The sequence below is a fragment of the Cupriavidus necator genome, from assembly GCF_040578825.1.
Classification (GTDB): Bacteria; Pseudomonadota; Gammaproteobacteria; order Burkholderiales; family Burkholderiaceae; genus Cupriavidus; species Cupriavidus necator_E.
In genome coordinates this window covers 110,021-133,059 of sequence record NZ_JBEFLI010000009.1, presented here as the reverse complement: position 1 = coordinate 133,059, position 23,039 = coordinate 110,021, and the positions used below count along the sequence as shown (strand labels likewise).

The window sequence follows — 23,039 nt, the reverse complement described above, 5'->3', positions numbered from 1 at the left end:
CCGCCTGGCCCGCCCGAACCCATGGAGGATCCGCCGCCCGGCGATATGCCGCCACCGCCGCCGCAACGTGCCGGCGCGCCGGACCAAGGAGCCAACTAGTGTCTCGCATCATCTGGAAAGGCGCCATTACCTTTGGCCTGGTCAACATCCCGGTCGTGCTGCGGCCGGCGTCGCGCAGCCAGACGCTGGACCTTGACCTGCTGGACGCGCGCGACATGGCCCCGGTGGGCTACCAGCGCATCAACAAGAGCACCGGCAAGCCGGTCGACAAGGAGCATATCGTCAAGGGCTACCAGTACGCCAAGGACGAGTACGTGTTGCTGAGCGACGAGGATTTCCGCCAGGCCAATGTCGAGGCCACGCAGACGGTGGATATCGTCAGCTTTGTCGACGCGGCAAGCATTCCGCCCTACTACTTCGACACGCCGTACTACCTGGAGCCCGACAAGCGCGGCGAGCGCGGCTACGCGCTGCTGCACGAGACCATGCGCCGCACCGGCAAGGCCGCGCTGGCACTGGTGGTATTGCGCAACCGCCAGCACCTGGCCGCGATGCTGGTGCACGACGACGCGCTGGTGCTCAACACCATGCGCTTCGCCGATGAAGTGCTGCCGATCTCCGAGCTGCGCCTGCCCAAGGCAAGCGCCGGCAAACCCACCGGCGCGCATGCGCGCGAGCTCGAGATGGCGACCAAGCTGGTCGAAGACATGGCCGAGAAGTGGAAACCGGAGCAATACCGCGACACCTACCGCGACGACCTGATGGCGCGCATCGAGGAAAAGATCGAATCCGGCAAGACCCATCAGCTCACGCCGCCTGCGGAAGAGGAAGAAGCACCGCGCAAGGGCGCCAAGGTCATCGACATGGTGGCGCTGCTGCGCAAGAGCCTGGATACGCGCGGCAAGGGCGGCAAGGCTGAAGACGAAGCGCCGACGCGCGGCAAGGGCCGTGCCGGGGCCGAGGCCGAGCAAGCCGAAGACGAAAGCGAAAGCGAGGGCCGCGCGCGCCGCAAGGCGCCGGCACGGCATGCCGCGGCGAAGAAGCAGAGCACCGCGAAGCGGGCGCCGGCCAAGCGGGCGAGCACGGCGACCAAGCATGCGCCACAGAAACGTGCCGCGCATGCGCCGGCGGCCAGAAAAGGTACGACGGCTGCGCGGAGGAAGCAGGCGGCGTAGGGAGCCAGCAACGCTGCCCCTACCCGGCGCGCTTGAATCAGCCGCCACCCCTGGCGAAGGCTGCGGGAGAGGGGAGCCAACCCGCGGCGGGATTTCAATCCCTACCCTGGATCCCCTGGCCTGATTCCCTCCGCGTCCCTCACCGCACCGACACCTTCAATTTGTCATTCACCGACACCACCCCCTCCACGCTCCGGATAGCATCCAGCGCCATATCACGCTGCCGCGTGCTCGACACCGTGCCGGTCACATCCACCGCGCCATTAGTGGTCTTCACATGAATGCCGGTCGACTTCAGATCCTTGGTCCCCAGCAACTTGCTCTTGACCTTGGCGGTGATGGCAGTGTCCTCCACCGCCTGCCTGGCCTTGTCCGCACCGGCATCCGCGCCGCGGTCGGGCTCGGCGCGCCCGGGCATGCCCGGCGCGGAGTTGACTGGTGCCACGGGCGCATTGTCGGCCGCGGCGAAAATGAGGCCGCTCTTGTCGAGTGCCAGCGCACTGCCGGCAGCCGCGGCCAGCGCCACGGATACGCAGGCGATCCGCAGCGTACGCGCGGAGGTTCGGGGAATTCGCATGGCTTTCTCTCCACAGATTTCCGTTGTATTCGCGGCGCGCGCCAGACCCCATTTGCCTGCACGCCTGGTAAGGCATTTTTGTGCAAGCTCCATACCCGCTTGATCTGCACCGCCACGCCTTCGCCACGCATCTTTTGCGGCGCTCCGGGTGTGTAAATCGGGCCGCGTCTTGTAAAAGCGGCAACGCGCCGCTGTGCCTTATCCGATCCATGCCGCCCCCAATGCCCCGCCACGCGCCGCACGCCGGCAGGGTTGCGCTTGGCATGGCGATTGCGAAACAAGCAGTGCGGCAGTGACGCCGCGTCAAGGAGACTAGCAATGGGACAGCAGCAACAGCCGGGTCAATCGCAGTCGGGCCAAAAGCAACAGGAACAGTCGCAGACGGGCCAACGCGGCACACAACAACCAGGTCAACAACAGGGCGGCGGTCAGATGGGTGACCAGGGCCGTAAGCAAGATCAACAGCAACAGCAGGATCGCGGCAGCTCGCAACCGGGCCAGCAAAGCGGTCAACGTAGTGGTCAGCAAGGTGGCCAACAAGGTGGTCAACAAGGTGGCCAACAGAGCGGCCAAGGCGGCCAGGGCGGACAACGCCAGCCGTAAGTCATCAGCAAGAGGCCCCAGTAGCTGACGATATCAGGCAGCTATCCGGGTATGTGCGGCAGCAACATGCGGTGCTGCCGCAGGGGCATACGCCGGAAATTGTCAGGCCGGAACTTCCGCAAGGAAGCTCCGGCCCTTTTTTTGCGTCGTGTGCAGCGGCAATTTTCCGCCGCCATGGCGCGCGCACGGTGGCCGGCATCCGTGTATGCTGGCCCTGCCATCCTCACCTTCGCTCCGGCCTTGTCCAGCTTTACCGATCCCGCCGGCCGCCCCGCGCGGCGCGAGCGCGGCCCGCTTGACCAGATCCGCGCAACATTGCGCCAGCGCGCTGGCACGCAGGTGCGCGCGCTCACGCGCAGCAATGCCGGCCTGCGCCTCGACTACGACAACCCGCCCGGCGACCCGGGCCTGTTTGGCCCGGAAGCGGTCTGCTGGCGCGTGCATGCGGACTTCCCGTCGATGCTTGCCGGCGGCGTCAGCGCGCTGCTGCTGCAGACGCTGCATCCGCTCGCGCTGGCCGGCGTCTGGGACCATTCGAGTTTTCGCACCGACATGCAGGGGCGGCTCGGGCGCACCGCGCAGTTTATCGCCGGCACCACGTATGGCAGCCGTGCCGACGCGCTGGCGCTCATCCAGCGCGTGCGGCGCATCCACGCCGGCGTGGTCGGCGTGGCGCCGGACGGGCGGCGTTATTCGGCGTCGGACCCGGCACTGCTGACGTGGGTCCACGTGGCCGAGGTGTCGAGCTTCATGGCGGGATACCTGCGCTATGTCGGGCCGCTCAGCGACGCCGAGCAGGACCGCTATTACGACGAGGTCGCACGCGTGGCGCAGATGCTGGGCGCGACCGACGTGCCGCGTTCGCGCGCGGCGGTGGCCGCTTACCTGGAAGCGATGCGTCCGCAGTTGCAGGCCAGCGAGCGCACCACGGAGGTGGTGCGGCTGGTGCGCAAGATGCCAGTCGCCAATCCGATGCTGCAGCCGGCGGTGCTCATCATGGCTGAGGCCGGCATTGCACTGCTGCCGCCGTGGGCGCGGCATGAACTCGGTCTGGACGGCCCCTCGATACGGCGCCCGGCCGCGCTGGCCGGCATGCGCCTGCTGGCGCCTGCGCTGCGCTGGGCGCTAGGGGCCGGACTTTCGGCACGCGCGCGGCGGCGCGTGGCGCGTGGCGGCAGCGCGCACGCCGCCTGATGCGCGGCTGACGTTGTGTCTTCCTGCCAGCCGGCAGCGCAGGCGGTCTATCGGCGTGCAGCCGGGGCTTCTTGAAGGGAATCGGGAATTGACGGCAAAAACCCCCGCTATTCGGAGGATTGCGCAGGGGCGAGGCCGCTTTTAATCTCGGTGGGCATCCCGAACGGTCGGTTTATTCAGGTAACCGCGGAGTTACCCCGCCGACCACAGCGCCAACAGAGCGCGACCCAATGACGTGGGCCAAAAAAAGAAGCCCACGCGCGGGGTGCTCGTAGGCTTTCCAGGACTGCTCGAGCCGACAGGCTCTGGTGATGAATATAAACGCGCTTACATGAGGTGTAAATCCCGTTTCTATCAGGGGATTCCCTTATGACAAAATAGGCATGTTTGCGCACTTTTGGTGGTTTAAGCCCCGATATCACTTCGGGCTACTTTTAGCACGCGCTGGCATTTCCCGCCGGGCCCGGCCAACGCCGGCGCGCGCACCCTTCTCATGCCGGGATTGTGCGGTCGCAACAAAGCCGCTACATTATCACAACCGAGATCGCAATGTTTTTTCTAGAGCACTCACTCTAGGCCCAGACGGGCAGCGCGCCCGTCAAGGCTTGTAAAACTTTGTTACTCTCGGCGAAGATTCCCCTTCTCTCCTGGCAGCGCCGTGCCGCCGCCCGCGGCGTCGCCGCGGCTCCGGCGGCCAGCCCGACAGCCGGTACCGAGAGCGGATGTTTCTCCTGCCGCCCTGGCCGTGGCGTGTTGCCTGCCGCCGGCCAACGGACCGTCATCAGCCGCCAGAACCCTTGCGGGCTCTTCCGGAGTCGTTGTGAAGAAGAAGGAAATCCGGCCCAGGCAAACCAGCCGAAAGCAACTTCAGTATCAGCAGCTCGCGCTGCATGCCGACAGCCGCGCCCCGGTCGTGGTGCACCTGTCCAATGGCACCCGGCTGCAGGGCACCGTGCTGGCCATGGACAATTACATGCTGCTGCTCGGCCGGCAGGCCAACGACACCCAGCCCACGCTGGTCTACAAGCAGGCCATCGCGCTGATCACGCCGACCATGGCCCCCGGCGATCCCGACGTGCCCGCGCTGCCCGCCCCGACCACCCGGCCGGACTTCGTGCCTATCTATATACCGCGCACCCGCAAGCGCCGCTGACGCCCGCGCCGCCGGCGCCTGTCCTGCCCCGCCTTCCCGTCGTCCCGCATGCCTTGCGGCCTTCGCGCGCCCCTTGCGCGGCGTCTCCGCGTGCCCGCCGATACCCCCCGAAAACTATCGCTGAGATCACTCTAAACCTTTGCCTTGCCCGGTCGATAACCCATGCAACGGAGGCACTCTACGCCCTGCAAAGCAGGCAGCCAACGTTACGGCACCAGCCGGAATGCCCAAATCTTTGCATATAGGAGTCGTACCATGGCGCAAGTCATTAACACCAATTCGTTGTCTCTGATGACTCAGAACAACATGAACGCCTCGCAATCGTCGCTGAACACGGCGATCCAGCGCCTGTCGTCGGGCCTGCGCATCAACAGCGCCAAGGACGACGCCGCTGGCCAGGCGATTGCGAACCGCTTCACCTCGAACATCAACGGCCTGACGCAAGCCCAGCGTAACGCCAACGACGGCATCTCGCTGGCTCAGACGACCGAAGGCGCGCTGACCGAAGTCACCAACAACCTGCAACGTATCCGTCAACTGTCGGTGCAGGCTGCCACGGGCTCGAACTCGGCCTCCGACCTGAAGTCGATCCAGGATGAAATCGGCCAGCGCATGTCGGAAATCGACCGCCTGTCGGCACAAACCGACTTCAACGGCGTGAAGGTGCTGTCGTCGACCGCCAAGTCCATCAATGTCCAGGTCGGTGCCCAGGACGGCCAGACCATCGCGATCAACCTGCAGGAAATCAGCACCAAGACCCTGGGCCTGCAGAGCTTCAACGTGAACGGCCCGCAAGCCACGGCCACCGCTTCGTTCAGCGGCACCGCAACGATGGTCGGTACCGCCGACGCCGCCGCCGCTGACTTCCAGAAGGCCTACGGCTCGACCACCAACGTCTCGACCAGCACCGTGACCGAAGCCGCCGCTGGCACGCTGGCCACCACGCTGGGTATCGCCGCCGGCAGCATCTCGATCGGCGCCAACGCCCTGGTCGACAAGAACGGCAACTGGTTCGCTGAAGTGCAGATCACCCCGGCAACGGCTGCCGAAGCCCAGGCCCTGAAGAACCAGGGCATGTCGGGCGCCGTCAGCGGCACCACCATGTTCACCTACGTGGCCCTGGACCCGGCAGCCGCCAACACCACGGCCACCGCCGGCACCGCCGCCTTCAGCCTGGACACCAGCAAGCTGACCGCCGCCAACCTGACGGCCGGCGCTTCGGCAACCCCGATGGCAACGCTGGACGCCGCCCTGCAAAAGGTGGACGACCTGCGCAGCTCGCTGGGTGCCGTCCAGAACCGCCTGGATTCGACCATCTCGAACCTGGGCACGACGGTCACCAACCTGTCGTCGTCGCGTTCGCGCATCCAGGACGCCGACTACGCCACGGAAGTGTCCAACATGACCCGCGCCAACATCCTGCAACAAGCTGGTACCTCGGTCCTGGCCCAGGGCAACCAGACCACGCAAGGCGTGCTGTCGCTGCTGCGTTGATCCACTGACGCACGGCACCGGAGCCGGGCCCCGCGCCCGGCTCCGGGATGGAATGTTTCCCCAGGGCCCCGGCCCTGGGAAAGCATTTCTAGAACCTGACGAGTCCAGACGTTCATGGCTACTGCCGCTACCCCTTCGTCCGTACTGCCGCCCGCGCTGGCCGCCCAGCTTGCCGGGCGCCAGGACCGCGGTTTTCCCGGCATGCCCGCGGCCGAGGCCTCGCAGGCCAACCCTTCCACGGCCACAGCCGCCGCCCAGGACGGCAAGGCGCCCTTCCCTGCGCAGGACACTGCGCTGGACGCCGCGCTGGAACGGCTCACCGAAGCCTTGCGCACCGCATCCGTCAGCGTCCAGTTCGAAATCGACAGCGGCAGCCACCGCATCATCACCAAGGTGATGGACAAGGCCAGCGGCGAAGTGATCCGCCAGATCCCGACCGAAGAACTGCTGCGCATCTCCGATGCCATGACGCAGTTGCAGGGGCTGTTCGTGAACCAGACCGCCTGAGCGGTCCCGCATGCCGTCCTCCCGCATACCGCCCATCGGATTTGAAGTAGCACCCTGGAGCAACAACACATGACAACCATCTCGAACCTTGGCGTCGGTGCCGGCCTCGATCTCAGCACCCTGCTCGATAACCTCACCGCCGCCGAACAGGCGCCGCTGACGGCGATCAAGCAGCAGCAGACCAGCTACCAGACCAAGCTGTCGGCGTACGGCCAGCTGCAAAGCATGCTGGCCGCGTTCCAGGGCACGGCCAACCAGCTCGCCAAGCCGAGCTTCTTCAACGCATCCACCGCAACGTCCAGCAACGCCGCCATCCTGACCGCCACCGGCAGCAATACCGCCGCCGCCGGCAGCTATGCGATCAATGTCACGGCACTGGCGCAGGCGCAGTCGCTGGTCAGCGGCGGCCAGGCCAAGCAGGATGTCGCCATCGGCACCGGTACCATCCATATCGACTTCGGCGCCATCAGCGGCGGCACGCTCGACACCGATCCGAACAGCGCCACCTACGGCAAGTACACCGGCGCAAGCTTTACCGCCAACACTGGCTCGACCGGTTTCGACATCACGATCGGCGCCGGCAACAACACGCTGCAGGGCGTGCGCGACGCCATCAACAAGGCCAACGCCGGCGTGACCGCCAGCATCATCAATGACGGCTCCGGCACGCCGTATCGCCTGGTGCTGACCTCGAACAGCACGGGCGCGACCAACAGCATGAAGATCTCGGTGACGTCGGGCGACGGCACCAGCGCGCTGTCCGACCTGATCGCCAACGACCCGGCCGCCGCGCAGAACATGCAGCAGACCGTGGCGGCGCAGAACGCGAAGCTGACGGTCAACAACATCGCCATCCAGAGCGCGAGCAACCAGGTCACCGGCGCCGTGCAGGGCGTCACGCTGTCGCTGATGCAGACCGGCACCAGCAACGTCGGGGTCCAGCGCGACAACACCGCGATCCAGAACGGCGTGCAGGCCTTTGTCACCGCCTACAACAACCTGCAGAAGGCAGCGAGCAGCCTGTCGGCCTACGATCCGGGCACACAGACCGGTTCGGCGCTGACCGGCGATGCCGTGCTGCGTATCGTCCAGACCCAGCTGCGCGGCGTGCTCAACACGCCCCAGCCGGGCAGCGGCAGCAGTGCCATCACCACGCTCGGGCAGGTCGGCGTGACGTTCCAGCTCGACGGCACGCTGGCGCTCGATTCGGCCAAGCTGACCAAGGCCGTGAACGAAAATGCCGCCGGCGTCGCGGCGCTGTTCGGCAACGAGGACGGCAAGAGCGGCTACGGCAACCAGCTCAGCACCACCATCATGGCGCTGACCAGCAGCAAGGGCGCGCTGACGGCCGCCACGGACGGCATCAACCGCAGCCTGAAAGACCTGAGCGACCAGTTCGCCGCGACCCAGATCCGCGTCAACAGCACCATCGAGAACTACCGCAAGCAGTTCACCCAGCTCGACATGGTCATGGCGCAGATGAAGAACACCAGCACCTACCTGACGCAGCAGTTCAATGCGCTGAACAGCGCATCGAGCAGCAAGTAAGCCCAGCAAACCAGCCTGAATCCGGAGCCGATCGCCATGTACGCGCGCAACGCCATCAACGCCTATTCCCAGGTCGGAGTCCAGACCGGGGCCATGAGCGCCAGCCCCCACCGGCTGATCGTCATGCTGTTCGACGGAGCGCGCGCGGCCATTGCCAGCGCCCGGTTCCACATCGATGCCGGCGATATCCCGGCCAAGGGCAACGCCATCTCCAAGGCCATCGACATCATTGTCAACGGCCTCAATGCGGTGCTGGACCATGATGCCGGCGGCGCTATCGCCGCCGATCTCGCCGCACTGTACGACTACATGTCGCGCCGGCTGATGCAGGCGAACCTGCGCAACGATGCCGCGCTGCTGACCGAGGTGGACGGGCTGCTGGCCAACCTGGCGTCCGCGTGGGCGCAGATCGGTGACCAGCCGCCGGCCGCCGCGCAGGCCGCGGCACCGATGCTGGCGATGGAGAACTGACATGCAGCCCTTCATAACGGAGGCATCGAGCCCGGTCATACGCGGCTATGAAGAGCTGCTGCTGCTGTCCGAGCAGATGCTCGAAGCGGCGCGTGCCGGCAACTGGGATGCGATGAGCGAACTGCAGCAGGTCTATGTGGCGGAGGTCGACCAGCTCCGCGCGCTCGGGCCCCACCCCGTGCCCTCGGCGCAGGAGCGCACCCGCCGCTATGACCTGCTGGAACGCATCCTCGCGCACGACGCGGCCATCCGCCAGATCGTGATGCCGCAGGTGTCGCGGCTCGAAGCCCTGCTGGGCAGCTCGCGCCGCAAGCAGGAGCTCGGCCTGGCGTACAACGTGGCCATCTGAGCCATACGGCGGGAAGCGCCTCCCGGCTTTCCCGCCCCACCCCGGAGGCCGCCGTCCGCCGGCCACGCCAACGCGAACCGCGGCGCCTTGCCCTACTGGCCCTACTGGCTTGCATCATGACCGGCCTGCTCCTGCCCCCCGACGCCTCCCTGACTGCGCGTCCCGACACACAAACCCTGCAGACACTGCGGCCAACGCTGTCGGTCAACAAGCTGGCCGCGCTGCTGCCCACGCCGGACGTCACCGAGACCAATACGCGCAACGCCGGGCAGGCTGGCAACGCCGCCATCCAGGGCAAGCCGGCACAGGCAGTCGGCAACGGCGCCAACAGCGGCTTGCCGTTCGGCACCACCTCGACACGTGAAACGCTGAGCTTCGCGGCGCGGACCATTCTCGACCTGCTGGGCGGTGGTGCACGCGAGCTGCCGCGCGCGGCCGCGACGCTGATGCCGGCCCCGCCCACCGCGGCAACCGCCGCTGCGCTGCCGGCGGCGCTGGCGGCGCTGGTGGACCACAGTGGCCTGTTCTACGAATCGCACCTGGCAGCGTGGGTCAATGGCGCGCGCACGCTGGCCGCTGTCAGGCAGGAACCACAGGCGGCACTGGGCGCGCGCGATGGCGCGGCGCAGGCAGCGCCCGCACCCGCGCCCGCGCTGCTTCCGGCGCCGCCAGCAAGGCCTGAAGCGGCGAGCGCCGCGGCCATGGCCGCAAGCGCCGCCATCGCCAGCCCGGCCGATACGCTGGACCGGGCGCTGGCGATGCACGCCGCCACGTCAGCCGCGGCCGGGACGCAGGACGACGGCCTATACGCCCGCACGCCGGCATCCCTCGCCGCCGCATCGGCTGCGGCCGAGTCCGCACCGCGTGCGCCGGCTCCCGGCGCGCAGTCCGGCACCGGCCCCGCCACAACGCCGCAGCAGGGCGCGCAGCTTTATGAGGCCATGGCACGGGCCGCCGACATGCCCCCGGCATCGGCGCGCGCGCCCCATCACACCGACGATCTCCAGTCCAGCGCACCGGCCGGCACCGCGCCCGCGGGTCCCGCCGTGCATCCGGGCGCCGAGGGGCTGGTGCGCCAGCAGCTCGAACTGCTGGCCACCCAGCAGTTTCGCTGGATCGGCGAAGCATGGCCGGGCACGCATATGGCGTGGGAAATCGCGCGCGATCCTGTCCACGACGGCGACACCCACGGCGATGGCCAGGCCCGCACCTGGTCGACGCGCCTGCTGCTGGAGCTGCCAGAACTGGGCACGATCGAAGCGCGCCTGTCCTTGTCGCCCGGCGGCCTGGGCGCGCGTCTGGTGGCGGACGCCTCCGGCGTAGCCAGCCGCTTTGACGATGCCCGCGGCAGGCTGCAGGAGCGGCTGGCGGCCAACGGCATCGCGCTGGTCCAGTTCGTTGCGGGCACCGGCACGCCGAAGGCAGCGTCATGAGCGACGCCGACATCCCGCGCGGCGCGGCGGTAGCGCTGAAGTACGGCCACGATGACAGCGCACCGCGCGTGGTCGCCAAGGGCTATGGGGTCGTCGCCGAATCGATCATCGCGCGCGCGAAGGAATCCGGCGTCTATGTGCACGACTCGCCGGCGCTGGTGAACCTGCTGATGCAGGTGGACATGGACAGCCACATTCCGCCGCAGCTCTATGTCGCGGTGGCGGAGCTGCTGGCCTGGCTGTACCAGCTCGAGCGCGAGCAGGCGGAAGACCCAGCGTTGCGGCCCGCTGGCTGAGCGCCGTCCGCGGGCCGGCGCTCACCCTCGCCGCTTCAGGCCGCTGCCTGCATAGCGCCGAGCAGGTCCCGCACCGCGGCAGCGACGCGCGCCACGTCCTCGCGCGCCAGGTTGAGTCCCGACGGCAGGTTCACGCCGTGTGCCGACACGGCATACGCGACCGCGTTGCGCGCCCGCGCCGCCTGCGCCTGCGGCGTCGCCGAATAGGCATCGAGGCTGCTGAGCGGGCTGAAGAACGGCCGGCAGTCGATACCCTGCTCGCCCAGCCGGCGGATCACTCCGGCCTTGCCGCCGAGCCGCGCGGGCAGGATCGCGGTCACCATCCAGTAGGTATTGCGTACGTCGTCGGCTTCGCTGTTCAGCACCAGCTCGGCACAGTCGGCCAGCGCCTCGCGGTACCAGCCGAAGATCTCGCGCTTGCGCGCCACCAGTTCCTCGGCGCGCTCGATCTGCGCCAGGCCCAGCGCCGCCTGCATGCTGCTCATCTTGTACTTGTAGCCAACCTCGCGGTTCTCGAACATGGTGTCGCCGGGGCGGCGGCCGTGATCGCGCAATACCAGCACGCGCCGGTAGACCGCGTCGTCATCAGTGATCAGCATGCCGCCTTCGCCGGTGGTCAGCGTCTTCGAGCCGTGGAAGCTGAAGGTACCGGTCACGCCGAAGGTGCCGGCGGCGCGCCCGCGATATCGCGTACCCGCCGCTTCCGCGGCATCCTCGACGATGGCGATGCCGTGCCGCTGCGCCACCTCGCTGATGGCCGCGTAGTCGGGCACATTGCCATACAGGTCGACCGGGATCACCGCCCTGGTACGCGGCGTGATGCACGCCGCGAACGACTCGGTCGACAGGCACCAGCTCACCGGATCGATATCGGCGAACACCGGCGTCGCACCCACGTAGCTGACCGGCGCCGCGCTGGCGATCCAGGTGCAGTCCGGCACGATCACCTCGTCGCCCGGCCCGATCCCCAGCGCCAGCAACGACAGGTGCAGTGCCGACGTGCACGACGGCAGCGACACCGCATGGCGCACGCCGTGGTATCCGGCAAAGGCGCGCTCGAAGCGCTCGTTGTAGACGTTGGCGTTGGCGTACCACGCATTGGTCACCGCATCGGTGACGTAGGCGATCTCCTTTTCAGTGATCGACGGGCCGGAGACAGGGATGCGCTTCATGGCGTTCAGAGGTAGAAGATGTCCAGCTGCCGGTCGTGCCACTCGGCAATCGCGCGGATCGCCTCGCGCGAGATGCGCGGATTGAGTCCGACATACAGGTAGCCGACATCTGCCGGCAGCGCCGCCGGTGCGACCACCTCGCGGTCCAGGCACTGGCGGCCCTGCAGGTGGGCGTTGCGGTCGACGAAGCAGGCGACGTGGGACATCGACGCCAGCGTGGCGGCGATGAAGTTGCCGAAGAAGCCCGCGCCGTAGATGGCGCTGGTTGCACCGGCCGGCTGGCTGCGCTCGAAGGCCTGGATCCGGCCGGCCACGCCGGACCAGTATTCCGACATCTCCCTGGCCGCCGCATCCAGGCGCGCGATCGCGCCCGGCGCCGGCATCACCGGCTTGCCACTTGCGCCCGGGCCCAGGCGCGCCGTGACCACGTAGGCGGCATCGTGCGCGCGCGCATCCACTTCAATGTGGTCGAAGCCCTGTGCGCCCAGCAGGTAATGCAGCGACGCCTCCGTGAAGTGATTGACGTGGTCGGCCACGACGAAGTCGGACGGGCTCCGCTGCACGTTCGGCACGATGAAATAGAAGATGCCGCCGGGCTTGAGCAGCGCCTTGATATTGGCGACGGCATCCTGCAGCGCCGGAATATGCTCGAGCGCGTAGAACGACAGCACCACGTCCATCGTGCCGGCCCACGCCGGATCGGTCTGGTGGCAAGCCCAGCCTGCCACGCCGGGGAACTTGCGCCAGAACGCCTGGTATTTGTCGGTGACGTCGAACAGGAACGGCCTGACCTGCGGCGCGCGTGCCGCCACCTTCTTCAGCGTCGGCGCCTTGGCGCAGCCGTAGTCGAGGATGCGGCAGCCGTCGAACAGGTCGAGCTTGGACAGCAGCACCTGGGCCTGGTGGTCCGCGCGGTACACCGGCCGGCCGTCCACGATCTGGTAGAGCTGGTCGTCATCGTCGGAGGTCAGGTTGATCGCGTAGACATTGGCGTAATAGTCGACGGCATCCTGCAGCTCGGCAGTTTGCAGGTGGCCGCAATGGCCGCACAGGAACACCCGCGTGCGGCCCGGCACCAGGATGTTCATGGTGGTGATCGAACTGTCTTCCGCCGATGCATAGATCGGCGTCTCAAGCGCGTTCCCGCAGACGTTGCAAGAACAGGTCATATTGACTCCTCGGAGAAATATTCTGGGAAGAGCGCCTGCACCTCGGTTCCCGCGGTGATCGAGGCCTTCCATCCCAGCCGCATGCCGTAGGCGTCGCGGAAATTGAACAGGCGCGATTGCATGGACCAGCGCGGCCGGTCCGACACGTTGTGGCCGGACTGGTGGATGGTGAGATAGTCCATCAGGATCAGGTCGCCCGGCTGCGTCAGCGGCGCGATCTGGCGGTAGCCGGCGGCCACCGTCTGGTCATCGACAATGCCGATCTTGTAGGCGCCGGACTTGGCCGCGCCGGTGCCGGTGCGGTTGACCTTGCGGATGCCGTCGCGATGCGAGCCGACGCAGACCACCACCGGCCCCATCTCCGGCGTCACCGCCGCCAGCGGGCTCCAGAACACGATGCCGTCCTCGCTCTGCGGCTGGAAGATGAATTCCTGGTGCCAGTGGCTGCGAAACCGTTCCTCATGCGGGCGGTCGATGCGGATGCCGTAGCTGGCGGTGCCAATCCCCGCGAAGTCCGTGCCGCGCATGGCGCGGAACAGCGCCTCCGATTTCTCGGCGCAGACCAGCCGCACGAACGCCGGGATCTGCTTGACCAGGTCATAGACCTCGCCGCCGAAGGCGCGGTCCGCCGCGGCCAGGTCGTTGTAGCCGGCATCGAAATGCGCGGCGGAGAACGGCTCGCGCCGCAGCACCACGCCGTGCCGCTCCGCCACCAGGCCGATGATCTCGTAGATCGCGCGCTGGATCGGCAGGATGTCGCGCCCGGCATCGTAGTAGCCGCGCAGCACCAGCACGCCGTCGCGCTCGAACTGCTCGCGCATGGCCTCGGTCACGATCGCGCTCATCGTGCCGCCTCCGCGTCGCCGCTGCGTTCGACCACGACCTTGTCGATCCGTCCGCCGATCTGCGCACCGAGGTACAGGCACTCCGCATAGTGGGCCGGAAACCCCGCGGCCCGCATGGCGGCGGCGGTGGCGTCGATGTCGTAGGCGATGCGGTGCAGCGTCACGGTGTCGTCCGCCAGCACGGCAAATGCCGCGCGCGGATCGCCGTCGCGCGGCTGCCCGACCGAGCCCGGATTGCAGTACTGGCGTCCGTCGAAGTCCGCCAGCACCTGCACGTGCGTATGGCCGGAAAAAAGACGGCGCGCCTGCGCGGGGATGGTGGCCTCGCTGACGCGGTACAGGTACTGGTCCAGCGGATCTTCCCACCCGCCATGCACGAAGTGGTTGCCGCCTTCCACCAGCATCGGCAGCGATCCGGACAGCCACTCCACCTGCTGCGCCGTGACCACGCAGCGCTGGTAGGTCATGATCTCCGACACCACGCGCGAGCGCGGGCAGCCCAGCCCTTCCACCATGTAGTGGTCGTGGTTGCCCATCAGGTTGACCACGCCGTGCTCGCGCAACAGGTCGATGCACTCGCCTGGCTGGGCGTAGTACCCGACCACGTCGCCCAGCGAGATAAAACGGCGGCAGCCCATGGCAATGGCCGCCGCCAGCACGGCCTTCAGCGCCGGCAGGTTGCCGTGCACATCAGAGAGGATGCCGATCATGGCTGACAAAGTCCTCGGAGTAGCGCCAGGCCCGTCCCGGCTTCAGCACGGCTTCGGCCGGGCGCCGGCCATGCACGTAGCAGGCCAGGCTCATGGCGGCTTCGTTGTAGCCGAACGCGGTGCGCAGCGAAGTGCTGCTGGAAAAACGCGGATTGATCTCCAGCAGGAAGAGCCGGTCGCCTTCGCGCCGGAACTGGTAGTTGGTCGGCCCCAGCGGCATGAATTGCGCGCACAGGGCACGTGTGGCACGCTCGATCGCGGCATCCTGGACCACTTCGGCGTAGCCCGTGTTGCCTGCCGCGGACAGGCGCCGGCGCAGCACCAGCGGCGCCAGCATGTCGCCATCGCCCAGGCCGAAGGCGCCCACGGTGTATTCCTCGTCGTCGCTGCCGACGATGCGCTGGACCATGAAGCCCGGCCCCGACTTGGCGCGCCAGTAGCGGAAATCCACTTCGTCGTGCAGCCGCACGATGCCGCGGCCGGCATTGCCGTGGCGCGGCTTCAGCAACAGCGGCGGCGGACCGAGCCGCGCGATGCAGGGCGCCCAGTCGCCGTCGAGCGTGCCCGGGATCGCCAGCCTGGCCAGCTCGCCGCCGGCCTGCTCCAGGGCCTGTGCCAGTGCCCATTTGTCCTGTCCCAGCGCGATCAGCGCATCGGTGTTCAGGCACAGCGTGGCGCCCATTGCCGCGAACGCGGCGCGATGGTCCGCAAGGTATTCGACATCGATCTCGATACCAGGGATCACGAGCCGCGCGCTTTCCGCCGCCACCAGCTTGCGCCAGTAGGCAAGATAGCCGTCGTCCTGCTCATCGCAGTCCGGCTTCGGATAGAACGCGTCGCACAGGAACGCGCCCATCGAGTCGGCATTGCGATCGACGCCGACCACCCGCACCGGCATGCCGCAGGCGCGCAGGCTGCGCACGATCCCCTGCCCGATGATGGCGCCGACGCCGGTGACCACCACCGTGACCGGCGCGGCGGCAATGGCTGTCGTCATGCGGGCCTGACCTCCATCAGCAAGCCCACGCACAGGTCGGGGAAGTCCACGCCGACCTTCAGCATCGCCTGCAGGTTCGCAGCCATGTCAGGCAGCGTCTTCAGCACCGCCAGCGGCAGCGGCTTGAGGTAGATGCCCTCCTCGTGCACCACGGCATAGCCGTGTTCATGCAGCAGCGCGCGCAGCGTGTCGCGGCAGAACTGGCGCTGGTGCCCCAGCGCGATATCGTTGGCGTTCAGGCTGTAGATATCGTCGATCAGACCGAGCTCCAGGCCCAGCCTGCGATTCATCGATTTGGCGTTCGGCACGGCCACGAACATGCGCCCGCCGGGCGCGAGAAAGCGCCGGAAGCGCGCCAGCAGCAGCCCCGGGTCGTCGACATGCTCGAGGATAAAGCCCATCACGATCACGTCGAAGCGCTCGTCGGTATCGAAGGTCTCGAAGTACCCTTCGACCACTTCGGCGGCGCTGTCCGGGTGGTTGCCGCGGAACTGCGCGATCACTGCCGGCGAGCCCTCGACGATCACATGGCGGTCGGTATGGGCGCCGAAGGTCTCGGTGGTGAAGCCATGGCCGATGCCCAGTTCAAGCAAGTTGCGGCAATGGCCGAAGCGCGCGGTGATGCGCCTGGGGTACCAGTGCAGGACCAGGTCGTTCTCGACCGAGGTGGCCCCGTTGGGGAAATACTCCGAAGAGACGGCGTCAAGCCTGTTCATGTTCGATTCCGGTAGGGACGCTGGCGGGCAACCGGGCGGCGCACACGGTGCGCCACGGCGCGGTGCCGGAGCAGATATGGCGGGCGCCGTCGCGGCCGCAGTTGGCCACGAGGTCGAGCCCGGTGACGTAAGGCGTGAACTCGCCGTGACGCTGGGGATAGGGGCTGAGCCGGTAGGCCATGTATTCGACATCGATGCCGGCCCGCTCGAACAGGCCGTGATCGAGATAGTCCCGGGCGCCGTGGCCGGTCAGGTAGCGCGTGGCGCCCAGCTGCCGGCACAGCGCGTAGACGCGTTCGCTGCTGTGCCCGGGCACGCCCAGCGCAGAGCTGTCCAGGAACGTCCGGCCAGCGTCCAGCCCGAAATAGCGCGCCAGCACCATGGTGGACAGGCGCGACAGCTCGGACAGGGAGCGCACCGGCGCCGCGAACACTTCGTCGACCAGCGCCAGCATGTCATGCAGATATGGCGCGCCGCGGTAGGACTGGCGCAGCAGGTCGCGATGGCTGGCGCGCCAGTCGGCGCGGTCATCCAGCTCCAGCTCGCCGATCAGGTTGCCCAGGCGCCTGCCGCGCAGCGGCACGGTCATCCAGCGCATGCCGTTGCCCGTCTTGACCTGCACCCGGCTGACGCGGTTGGCCGGGCCGCTGGAGAACTGCACGTCGTCGTAGAAGACGTAGGTGTCGCTGAGGCGGATCTGTTCCAGCATGCCGACCCATGGGAAATACATCGGCTGCGAGATCACCAGGCTATGTCCGCCCTTTGCCATGTCAGGCCCCGGCATGATCGAGCATCCGGACGGCCGGCACCGCAACCGCGAAGCGCCCGCCCCACTCGCGCACATAGGCGTGCCGGGCCTGCACTTCGGCGGCGATATTCCACGGCAGGATCAGCACCACGTCCGGCCGCGCATCCCGCAGTTGTGCCGGGCTGACCACCGGGATGCGGCTGCCGGGCAGGTAGCGCCCCTGCTTGGACGGGGCGGCATCGCAGACGAAGGGCAACAGGTCTGGCCGGATGCCGGCATAGTTGAGCAGCGTATTGCCCTTGGCCGCCGCGCCATAGGCGGCGACCTTGCGGCCCGCGCGCTTCTGCTCGATCAGGAACATGACCAGCGCATCCTTGACGGCGTCGGCACGTGCCTGGAAATCGAGGTAAGCCGGCAGCGTGCGCAACCCGAATGCCGCCTCGGCATCGAGCAGCGCCGCTACCGCCGCGGTGGCGCCACGCGCATCGTCGGCATGGCAGCCATAGACGCGCAGGCTGCCGCCGTGGGTCGGCAGCGCTTCGACATCCAGCACCCGCAGGCCCGCGCCGGCGAAGATCCGCTGCACGGTGTACAGCGACAGGTACGAGAAATGCTCGTGGTAGACGGTATCGAACTGGGTCTGTTCGATCAGCCGCATCAGGTGCGGGAATTCCAGCGTGATGGTCCCGCCTGGCTTCAGTGCCGCCCTCATGCCGCGCGTGAAGTCGTTGATATCCGGCACATGCGCGAAGACGTTGTTGCCGGCGATCAGGTCCGCCTGCCGGCCTTCGGCCGCAAGCCGCTCGCCCAATGCCTGTCCGAAGAACTCGCGCAGCGTCGGCACGCCGATGGCCTGCGCCGCCGCTGCGGTGCTGGCCGTAGGCTCGATGCCCAGGCACGGAATGCCGGCGGCAACGAAGTTCTTCAGCAGGTAGCCGTCGTTGGACGCCACCTCGATGACAAAGCTGCGCGGCCCGAGCTCAAGCCGGCGCGAGATGCTGTCGGCATAAGCTGCCGCGTGCGCGAGCCACGTCTGCGAAGTCGACGAGAAATACGCGTAGTCGCGACTGAACAGTGCGTCGGCGCGCGCATAGTCTTCGGTCTGCACCAGCCAGCAGCCGGGGCATACATGCAGCCGGAGCGGAAACGTCGTTTCGGGCCCGCGCAGGTCGGCGGCGGCGAGGTAGGCATTGGATGGCGGCGCCGCCCCGAGATCGAGGAAGACGTGGTCCAGCGGCGCGTGGCAATGGCGGCAGTTCATGCATGGAGACCGGCAAAGCCGGCACTGAGTAGCGGATGGGAGCGGTCGCGCGCCGACAGGTCGGCCACCGGCAGCGGCCAGCGGATGGCAAGCGCGGGATCGTCGTGGCGCACTCCGCCTTCCGCCTGCGGCGTGTAGGGCGCGGTGTGCAGGTACAACAGTTCGCTGTCGGCCTCCAGCGCCTGGAAGCCGTGGGCGCAGCCTTCGGGAATCACCATCATGCGGGCATTGCCGGGGCTGAGCTCTTCGGCATGCCACTGCAGCAAGGTCGGCGAGCCGGCGCGCAGGTCCACCACCACGTCCCAGACACGGCCGCGCAGGCAGCGCACCAGCTTCATCTCGGCATGCGGGACATGCTGGAAATGCAGGCCGCGCACCGCGCCGACCGCGCTGGTACGCGAATGGTTGATCTGCACGACATGGCGCGCGCCGATGGCCTCGGCCAGTGCCTCGGTGCAGAACAGACGCGCGAAGGCGCCGCGATGGTCGGCAAAGGGCTCGGACTGGACCCGCGCCGCACCCGGGATCGGCAGCGGTGTCAGCTTCATGACGCCACCCAGTTCATACCGGCGGCGGCCGCGGCGGCGACGAACGCGTCGACCTGGCGGCGCGTGGGCGCGTCACCATCGGCCTGTGCGCGATACCACTGAGCCGTGGCTGCCAGTGCCTGCGCCAGATTCCACACTGGCTGCCAGCCGAGCCGTGCCCGCGCGAACGAGCTGTCGAGATAAAGCAGGCTGGCCTCATGCGGCTGCGCTGCGGCTGACACATGCCACGCCAGTTGCGGCCAGTGCGCCTGCATCAGGTGCAGCACGGATGCCACCGTGCGGTTGTCTTCCGCAGCGGGCCCGAAGTTCCACGCCGTGGCGCATGCGTCGTCGCCCTGCAGCAGGCGCTGGCCGAGCAGCAGGTAGCCAGCCAGGCAGTCGAGCACGTGCTGCCACGGCCGCGTGGCGCGGGGCGAGCGGATCTCCAGCGAATCGCCACGGCTGGTGGCGCGCACCAGGTCCGGAATCAGCCGGTCCTCGGACCAGTCGCCGCCGCCGATCACGTTGCCCGCGCGGGCCGTCGCCAGCAGCGGCGCGCCATCGTGGCCGAAGAAACCCTGCCGGTAGCTTGCCGCCACCAGTTCGGCGGCCGCCTTGGAGGCGCTGTACGGATCATGGCCGCCGAGGCGGTCGTTTTCCCGGTAGCCCCAGGCCCATTCCTGGTTGGCATAGACCTTGTCGGTGGTGACCACCACCACCGCCCGCACGCCGCGGTGGCGGCGGCAGGCTTCGAGCACGTTGGCCGTGCCCATCACATTGGTCGACCAGCTTTCCAGCGGATCGCGATACGACCGCCGCACCAGCGGCTGCGCCGCCAGGTGGAACACGATCTCGGGCTGGGCCCGCGCCAGCGCCGCGTCGAGCGCGGACAGGTCGCGCACATCGCCGCGCAGGTCCGTGGCCGGTACATCCAGCAGTTGCCAGTGGCTGGGCGTGGTGGCGGGCGGCAGCGCAAAGCCGGTCAGCGTGGCGCCGAGCTGGCCCAGCCACTGCGCCAGCCAGCTTCCCTTGAACCCGGTGTGGCCGGTCAGCAGTACACGCCGGCCGGCGTAGACATCGTCGAACAGCTTCACGCCCAGACCTTCCACGGCGGCGTGCCGCCGGCCCACAGGTTTTCCAGGTGGTTCTTGTCGCGCAGCGTATCCATGGCCTGCCAGAAGCCGTGGTGCAGATAGGCTTGCAATTGCCCCTGCGCGGCGAGCCGCGTCATCGGGTCGCCTTCCCAGATCGTGGTGTCGTTGGCAACGAGGTCGATCACCGAAGGATCGAGCACGAAGAAGCCGCCGTTGATCCAGGCGCCGTCGCCGGCCGGCTTCTCCTGGAAGCTGTCCACCGACGTGCCTTCGACATTCAGCGCCCCATAGCGCCCCGGCGGCTGGATCGCGGTGACCGTCGCCGGCTTGCCGTGCGCAAGATGGAATTCCAGCAGCGCGCGGATATTGATATCCGAGACCCCGTCGCCGTAGGTGAAGCAGAACGGCTCGTTGTCCAGGTAATCGCGCACGCGCCGCATGCGCCCGCCGGTCATGGTGTGCTCGCCGGTTTCGACCAGCGTGACGCGCCATGGCTCGACATGGCGCTGGTGCACTTCCATCCGGTTGTGCTTCATGTCGAACGTCACGTCCGACATGTGCAGGAAGTAATTGGCGAAGTATTCCTTGATGACGTAGCCCTTGTAGCCGAGGCAGATCACGAAGTCGTTGATGCCGTAGTGCGAGTACGTCTTCATGATGTGCCACAGGATCGGCTTGCCGCCGATCTCGATCATGGGCTTGGGCCGCAGATGCGACTCTTCGGAGATGCGCGTGCCGAGTCCGCCGGCCAGGATCACCGCCTTCATGCCGCCACTGCCTCGCGCTGTACCGGGATGCCGGCGATCTCATGCATCGACGGCAGCGGCTGTGCTTCCAGGAAGGCAAGGTCGAGCCCGAACGCCTGCTGCAGGAATTCGGCCAGCACGGTCTTGTCCTGGCCGGCTTCGTCCAGGCGCGCCAGCAGCAGCCGATACAGCGGCAGCGAATACTTGCGCAGCGTGGCGCTTTCGATCAGCAGCTCCAGCGCGGTGCCGGCGTCGCCCTGGCGGTACGCCACCTCGGACAACGCATAGGCGACCAGCCAGTGCCGGCTCCATTTGGCGGAGATGTTCTCCAGCACGTTGGCCAGGCCGTCGGCATCGCCCGATTGCAGGGTATCGATCACGGAGACGATGATCTCCTCGATCCTGTGCCAGCGCCCGGCAAAGAACACGCCGTCGCCCGCGGGACGCTCGAGTTGCCCGGGCTGGCGATAGCTGCCGGCCCAGCCCGCGATCTCGCCTTCGAACCAGCGGCAGAATCCGGCGGCATCGAACAGCGCGCTCGCCTCGAACATCGGCCGCACCGACAGGCGCAGCGCGTTGAGCTCCGCCACGTCGGCGGCCAGGCTGACGGCGGTGTCGACGTACTGCGCTTCGGTGGTGCAGGCCAGCCCGGCCAGGCCCACCGATGCCACGATCGAAGCCGCGATGCGCTCGTGGCTGGCCTGTCCGGCGTAGGTCACCACGGGAACGCCCATCCACAGCGCATCGCACGCATTGGTGCCGCCGGTCACGGGCGAGGTATCGAGCACGATATCGATGCGGTGGTAGATCAGGTACTGGTTCTCGCCACGCCGCGGGACACAGATCACGCGGTCGCTGTCGATGCCGGCCTGCGCCATGCGTTCCAGCAGCGGCACACGCACCGGCTCCTTGTCGAGCCCGGCGCATTCCAGCAGCAGCTTGCTGCCCGGGCAGCGCGCCAGCACCTGGCTCCACATCCGCAACGTGCGCCCGCTGATCTTGGCGAGGTTGACGCTGCAGCCGAAGGTGATATGGCCCGTCTCCAGCGCGGGCGTCGGCCGCGGACGGTAAGCCATGGCGTAGGCATCCAGCGGGCGCCCGACCAGCGGGAAGTAGGCCGCGGACACCACCGGGGCGCGCAGCAGCTTCTCGGTGTGCCAGGCCTCGTGCCCGTCCGGGTCGGTCACGCTGTCCACCAGGCGGTAGTCGATCCCGGCCAGGCCGGTCGAACCGGGGTAGCCGATCCAAGTGAGCTGCCGCGGCGCCAGCCGGTGCGCCATATATTGCAGCGGCGAGTTGCGCGAATAGCCGCCCATGTCGATCAGCACATCGAGCTGCGCCGTGCGGATCAGGTCGGGGATCCGCGCAGCGGGCGTGGCCGAGATATCGATAAAGTGCTCGGCATAGCCCTGGATCTTGCGCGTGATGTTGTCCTTGCGGCCGTTCAGCGCATAGACGAACACCTCGATCCGGGTGTGGTCCAGATTGGCCAGGAACGGGATGATGAAGTACGCGCACGCATGCGCGTAAAGATCGTTCGACAGCATGCCTACACGGATGCGGCCGCTATCGGCCGGCGCCTGCAACGGCCTGGCGCGCGGACCGGCAGGCAGCATCAGCACCGCGCAGGCCTGCGCCTCGCGCAGCAGGTCCTGGGGCGTGGTGGCCTCGTCGAACATCATCGTGTAGAGCAGGTTGCTGCGCACCGGCAGCTCGGAGGGCGCGGCCGCCACGGCCTTGCGCTGTACCGCCAGCGACTCGGCGATGGCGCCGGTTTCCTTGAGCGTGTTGGCGTAGTTCGACAGCAGCCCCGGATCCGAGGGCTCGAGCTCCAGCGCGCGGCAGATGGCGTCCTTGGCGCCCTGGTAGTCCTGCAGCGTGTACAGCACCGTCGAGTAGTTCGCCCAGGCCATCCAGAGCGACGGATCGAGCGCCAGCGCGCTCTCCAGCACCGTCCGGGCGGCTTCATAGTGGCCGAGGTCAGTCAGCACCTTGCCCGCCAGCACGCGCACGCGCGCGTTGTCGGGGAACAGCGCCTGCGCCTGCACCAGGATCTGGTGCGCCTGCGCCAGCGAGCCGAGGGACAGATGCGACAGCGCACGCCAGCAGTAGGTGTTCGGGTTGCGCTGCTCGAACCGCTCGGCCTGCTCGGCCTGGCGGATGCAGTCGCGGTACCGCTGCGCGGCGAAGCTGGCTTCGGCCTGGCGCAGGTAGCGGGAGACCCGGGGAGCGTAGTAGCTGTTTTGCATGGAGG

The 23,039-nt window shown here is 67.8% G+C and carries 24 protein-coding genes; 10 read left to right on the top strand and 14 right to left on the bottom strand.

From position 1 onward, the window contains the following. The first annotated feature begins 98 nt into the window (after positions 1–98). Positions 99–1,175, top strand: coding sequence for a non-homologous end joining protein Ku (gene ku, locus AB1I47_RS07510; RefSeq protein ID WP_354683141.1), 1,077 nt, complete (start codon positions 99–101; stop codon positions 1,173–1,175). 139 nt (positions 1,176–1,314) lie between these two features. Here the strand turns inward: ku and AB1I47_RS07505 are convergent, their stop codons facing one another. Beyond that, entirely contained in the window at positions 1,315–1,845 is a 531-nt protein-coding gene (locus tag AB1I47_RS07505; protein ID WP_354683140.1) for a BON domain-containing protein, read from the bottom strand. 219 nt (positions 1,846–2,064) lie between these two features. Continuing rightward, on the bottom strand, positions 2,065–2,343 hold the full coding sequence (locus tag AB1I47_RS07500; protein ID WP_354683139.1) for a hypothetical protein: 279 nt from the start codon (positions 2,341–2,343) through the stop codon (positions 2,065–2,067). A gap of 252 nt (positions 2,344–2,595) precedes the next feature. Between AB1I47_RS07500 and AB1I47_RS07495 the strand changes: the two genes are divergently transcribed. From AB1I47_RS07495 to AB1I47_RS07455, 9 genes are all read left to right on the top strand, one after another. Continuing rightward, the gene (locus AB1I47_RS07495; RefSeq protein WP_407935807.1) at positions 2,596–3,549 is read left to right on the top strand and encodes an oxygenase MpaB family protein; all 954 of its coding nucleotides are present in this window, start codon (positions 2,596–2,598) and stop codon (positions 3,547–3,549) included. 820 nt (positions 3,550–4,369) lie between these two features. Continuing rightward, entirely contained in the window at positions 4,370–4,702 is a 333-nt protein-coding gene (locus AB1I47_RS07490) for an RNA chaperone Hfq (RefSeq protein ID WP_354683137.1), read from the top strand. Between the two features lie 255 nt (positions 4,703–4,957). Further along, positions 4,958–6,196 carry a FliC/FljB family flagellin gene (locus AB1I47_RS07485; RefSeq protein WP_354683136.1) on the top strand — a complete coding sequence of 413 codons (1,239 nt, stop codon included), beginning with the start codon at positions 4,958–4,960 and terminating at the stop codon, positions 6,194–6,196. Between the two features lie 114 nt (positions 6,197–6,310). Continuing rightward, positions 6,311–6,703, top strand: coding sequence for a flagellar protein FlaG (locus AB1I47_RS07480; RefSeq protein WP_354683135.1), 393 nt, complete (start codon positions 6,311–6,313; stop codon positions 6,701–6,703). Between the two features lie 69 nt (positions 6,704–6,772). Further along, positions 6,773–8,251, top strand: a complete 1,479-nt coding sequence (fliD, locus tag AB1I47_RS07475) for a flagellar filament capping protein FliD (protein ID WP_354683134.1) — start codon at positions 6,773–6,775, stop codon at positions 8,249–8,251. 36 nt (positions 8,252–8,287) lie between these two features. Beyond that, on the top strand, positions 8,288–8,722 hold the full coding sequence (gene fliS / locus AB1I47_RS07470; RefSeq protein ID WP_354683133.1) for a flagellar export chaperone FliS: 435 nt from the start codon (positions 8,288–8,290) through the stop codon (positions 8,720–8,722). Position 8,723: 1 nt separating this feature from the next. Then, positions 8,724–9,071 (top strand): flagellar protein FliT, encoded by a 348-nt coding sequence (locus AB1I47_RS07465; RefSeq protein ID WP_354683132.1) that lies wholly within the window; start codon positions 8,724–8,726, stop codon positions 9,069–9,071. 116 nt (positions 9,072–9,187) lie between these two features. Beyond that, a complete protein-coding gene (gene fliK / locus AB1I47_RS07460) occupies positions 9,188–10,504 on the top strand; it encodes a flagellar hook-length control protein FliK (protein ID WP_354683131.1) in 1,317 nt (438 codons plus the stop codon). After that, entirely contained in the window at positions 10,501–10,800 is a 300-nt protein-coding gene (locus AB1I47_RS07455) for an EscU/YscU/HrcU family type III secretion system export apparatus switch protein (RefSeq protein WP_354683130.1), read from the top strand. The genes fliK and AB1I47_RS07455 overlap by 4 nt, the downstream gene beginning before the upstream one ends. A gap of 35 nt (positions 10,801–10,835) precedes the next feature. On the opposite strand, the gene AB1I47_RS07450 is transcribed toward AB1I47_RS07455, so the two are convergent. Genes AB1I47_RS07450 through AB1I47_RS07395 form a run of 12 tightly spaced genes read right to left on the bottom strand, consistent with a single transcriptional unit; the run spans position 10,836 to position 23,034 of the window. Continuing rightward, positions 10,836–11,972, bottom strand: a complete 1,137-nt coding sequence (locus AB1I47_RS07450; RefSeq protein ID WP_354683129.1) for a DegT/DnrJ/EryC1/StrS family aminotransferase — start codon at positions 11,970–11,972, stop codon at positions 10,836–10,838. A gap of 5 nt (positions 11,973–11,977) precedes the next feature. Next, positions 11,978–13,141, bottom strand: coding sequence for a class I SAM-dependent methyltransferase (locus tag AB1I47_RS07445; protein WP_354683128.1), 1,164 nt, complete (start codon positions 13,139–13,141; stop codon positions 11,978–11,980). Next, a complete protein-coding gene (locus tag AB1I47_RS07440) occupies positions 13,138–13,986 on the bottom strand; it encodes a phytanoyl-CoA dioxygenase family protein (RefSeq protein WP_354683127.1) in 849 nt (282 codons plus the stop codon). The genes AB1I47_RS07445 and AB1I47_RS07440 overlap by 4 nt, the downstream gene beginning before the upstream one ends. Next, positions 13,983–14,696 carry a metallophosphoesterase family protein gene (locus tag AB1I47_RS07435; RefSeq protein WP_354683126.1) on the bottom strand — a complete coding sequence of 238 codons (714 nt, stop codon included), beginning with the start codon at positions 14,694–14,696 and terminating at the stop codon, positions 13,983–13,985. Before AB1I47_RS07435 ends, AB1I47_RS07440 begins: the two co-directional genes overlap by 4 nt. Then, positions 14,677–15,693, bottom strand: coding sequence for an ATP-grasp domain-containing protein (locus tag AB1I47_RS07430; RefSeq protein ID WP_354683125.1), 1,017 nt, complete (start codon positions 15,691–15,693; stop codon positions 14,677–14,679). Before AB1I47_RS07430 ends, AB1I47_RS07435 begins: the two co-directional genes overlap by 20 nt. Further along, the gene (locus AB1I47_RS07425; protein WP_354683124.1) at positions 15,690–16,409 is read right to left on the bottom strand and encodes a class I SAM-dependent methyltransferase; all 720 of its coding nucleotides are present in this window, start codon (positions 16,407–16,409) and stop codon (positions 15,690–15,692) included. Before AB1I47_RS07425 ends, AB1I47_RS07430 begins: the two co-directional genes overlap by 4 nt. Next, positions 16,396–17,178, bottom strand: a complete 783-nt coding sequence (locus tag AB1I47_RS07420; RefSeq protein ID WP_354683123.1) for a WbqC family protein — start codon at positions 17,176–17,178, stop codon at positions 16,396–16,398. The genes AB1I47_RS07425 and AB1I47_RS07420 overlap by 14 nt, the downstream gene beginning before the upstream one ends. A gap of 1 nt (position 17,179) precedes the next feature. Beyond that, positions 17,180–18,418, bottom strand: a complete 1,239-nt coding sequence (locus tag AB1I47_RS07415) for a class I SAM-dependent methyltransferase (protein WP_354683122.1) — start codon at positions 18,416–18,418, stop codon at positions 17,180–17,182. Continuing rightward, positions 18,415–18,966, bottom strand: a complete 552-nt coding sequence (locus AB1I47_RS07410) for a dTDP-4-dehydrorhamnose 3,5-epimerase family protein (protein ID WP_354683121.1) — start codon at positions 18,964–18,966, stop codon at positions 18,415–18,417. The genes AB1I47_RS07415 and AB1I47_RS07410 overlap by 4 nt, the downstream gene beginning before the upstream one ends. Next, complete coding sequence (gene rfbG, locus AB1I47_RS07405; protein ID WP_407935805.1) at positions 18,963–20,054, bottom strand: CDP-glucose 4,6-dehydratase; 1,092 nt, start codon at positions 20,052–20,054, stop codon at positions 18,963–18,965. Before rfbG ends, AB1I47_RS07410 begins: the two co-directional genes overlap by 4 nt. After that, positions 20,036–20,806, bottom strand: a complete 771-nt coding sequence (gene rfbF / locus AB1I47_RS07400; RefSeq protein WP_354683120.1) for a glucose-1-phosphate cytidylyltransferase — start codon at positions 20,804–20,806, stop codon at positions 20,036–20,038. The genes rfbG and rfbF overlap by 19 nt, the downstream gene beginning before the upstream one ends. Then, positions 20,803–23,034 carry an O-linked N-acetylglucosamine transferase, SPINDLY family protein gene (locus AB1I47_RS07395; RefSeq protein WP_354683119.1) on the bottom strand — a complete coding sequence of 744 codons (2,232 nt, stop codon included), beginning with the start codon at positions 23,032–23,034 and terminating at the stop codon, positions 20,803–20,805. The genes rfbF and AB1I47_RS07395 overlap by 4 nt, the downstream gene beginning before the upstream one ends. Positions 23,035–23,039 lie beyond the last annotated feature (5 nt).

Bases quoted from the DNA above. Each gene is read 5' to 3' on its own strand.
- AB1I47_RS07395 (WP_354683119.1), bottom strand. From the start codon at position 23,034: ATGCAAAACAGCTACTACGCTCCCCGGGTCTCCCGCTACCTGCGCCAG.
- AB1I47_RS07410 (WP_354683121.1), bottom strand. From the start codon at position 18,966: ATGAAGCTGACACCGCTGCCGATCCCGGGTGCGGCGCGGGTCCAGTCC.
- fliS (WP_354683133.1), top strand. From the start codon at position 8,288: ATGTACGCGCGCAACGCCATCAACGCCTATTCCCAGGTCGGAGTCCAG.
- AB1I47_RS07450 (WP_354683129.1), bottom strand. From the start codon at position 11,972: ATGAAGCGCATCCCTGTCTCCGGCCCGTCGATCACTGAAAAGGAGATC.
- fliK (WP_354683131.1), top strand. From the start codon at position 9,188: ATGACCGGCCTGCTCCTGCCCCCCGACGCCTCCCTGACTGCGCGTCCC.
- fliD (WP_354683134.1), top strand. From the start codon at position 6,773: ATGACAACCATCTCGAACCTTGGCGTCGGTGCCGGCCTCGATCTCAGC.
- AB1I47_RS07430 (WP_354683125.1), bottom strand. From the start codon at position 15,693: ATGACGACAGCCATTGCCGCCGCGCCGGTCACGGTGGTGGTCACCGGC.
- AB1I47_RS07455 (WP_354683130.1), top strand. From the start codon at position 10,501: ATGAGCGACGCCGACATCCCGCGCGGCGCGGCGGTAGCGCTGAAGTAC.
- AB1I47_RS07480 (WP_354683135.1), top strand. From the start codon at position 6,311: ATGGCTACTGCCGCTACCCCTTCGTCCGTACTGCCGCCCGCGCTGGCC.
- AB1I47_RS07425 (WP_354683124.1), bottom strand. From the start codon at position 16,409: ATGAACAGGCTTGACGCCGTCTCTTCGGAGTATTTCCCCAACGGGGCC.
- rfbF (WP_354683120.1), bottom strand. From the start codon at position 20,806: ATGAAGGCGGTGATCCTGGCCGGCGGACTCGGCACGCGCATCTCCGAA.
- AB1I47_RS07420 (WP_354683123.1), bottom strand. From the start codon at position 17,178: ATGGCAAAGGGCGGACATAGCCTGGTGATCTCGCAGCCGATGTATTTC.
- AB1I47_RS07445 (WP_354683128.1), bottom strand. From the start codon at position 13,141: ATGACCTGTTCTTGCAACGTCTGCGGGAACGCGCTTGAGACGCCGATC.
- AB1I47_RS07465 (WP_354683132.1), top strand. From the start codon at position 8,724: ATGCAGCCCTTCATAACGGAGGCATCGAGCCCGGTCATACGCGGCTAT.
- AB1I47_RS07485 (WP_354683136.1), top strand. From the start codon at position 4,958: ATGGCGCAAGTCATTAACACCAATTCGTTGTCTCTGATGACTCAGAAC.
- AB1I47_RS07505 (WP_354683140.1), bottom strand. From the start codon at position 1,845: ATGGAGCTTGCACAAAAATGCCTTACCAGGCGTGCAGGCAAATGGGGT.
- AB1I47_RS07415 (WP_354683122.1), bottom strand. From the start codon at position 18,418: ATGAACTGCCGCCATTGCCACGCGCCGCTGGACCACGTCTTCCTCGAT.
- AB1I47_RS07440 (WP_354683127.1), bottom strand. From the start codon at position 13,986: ATGAGCGCGATCGTGACCGAGGCCATGCGCGAGCAGTTCGAGCGCGAC.
- AB1I47_RS07435 (WP_354683126.1), bottom strand. From the start codon at position 14,696: ATGATCGGCATCCTCTCTGATGTGCACGGCAACCTGCCGGCGCTGAAG.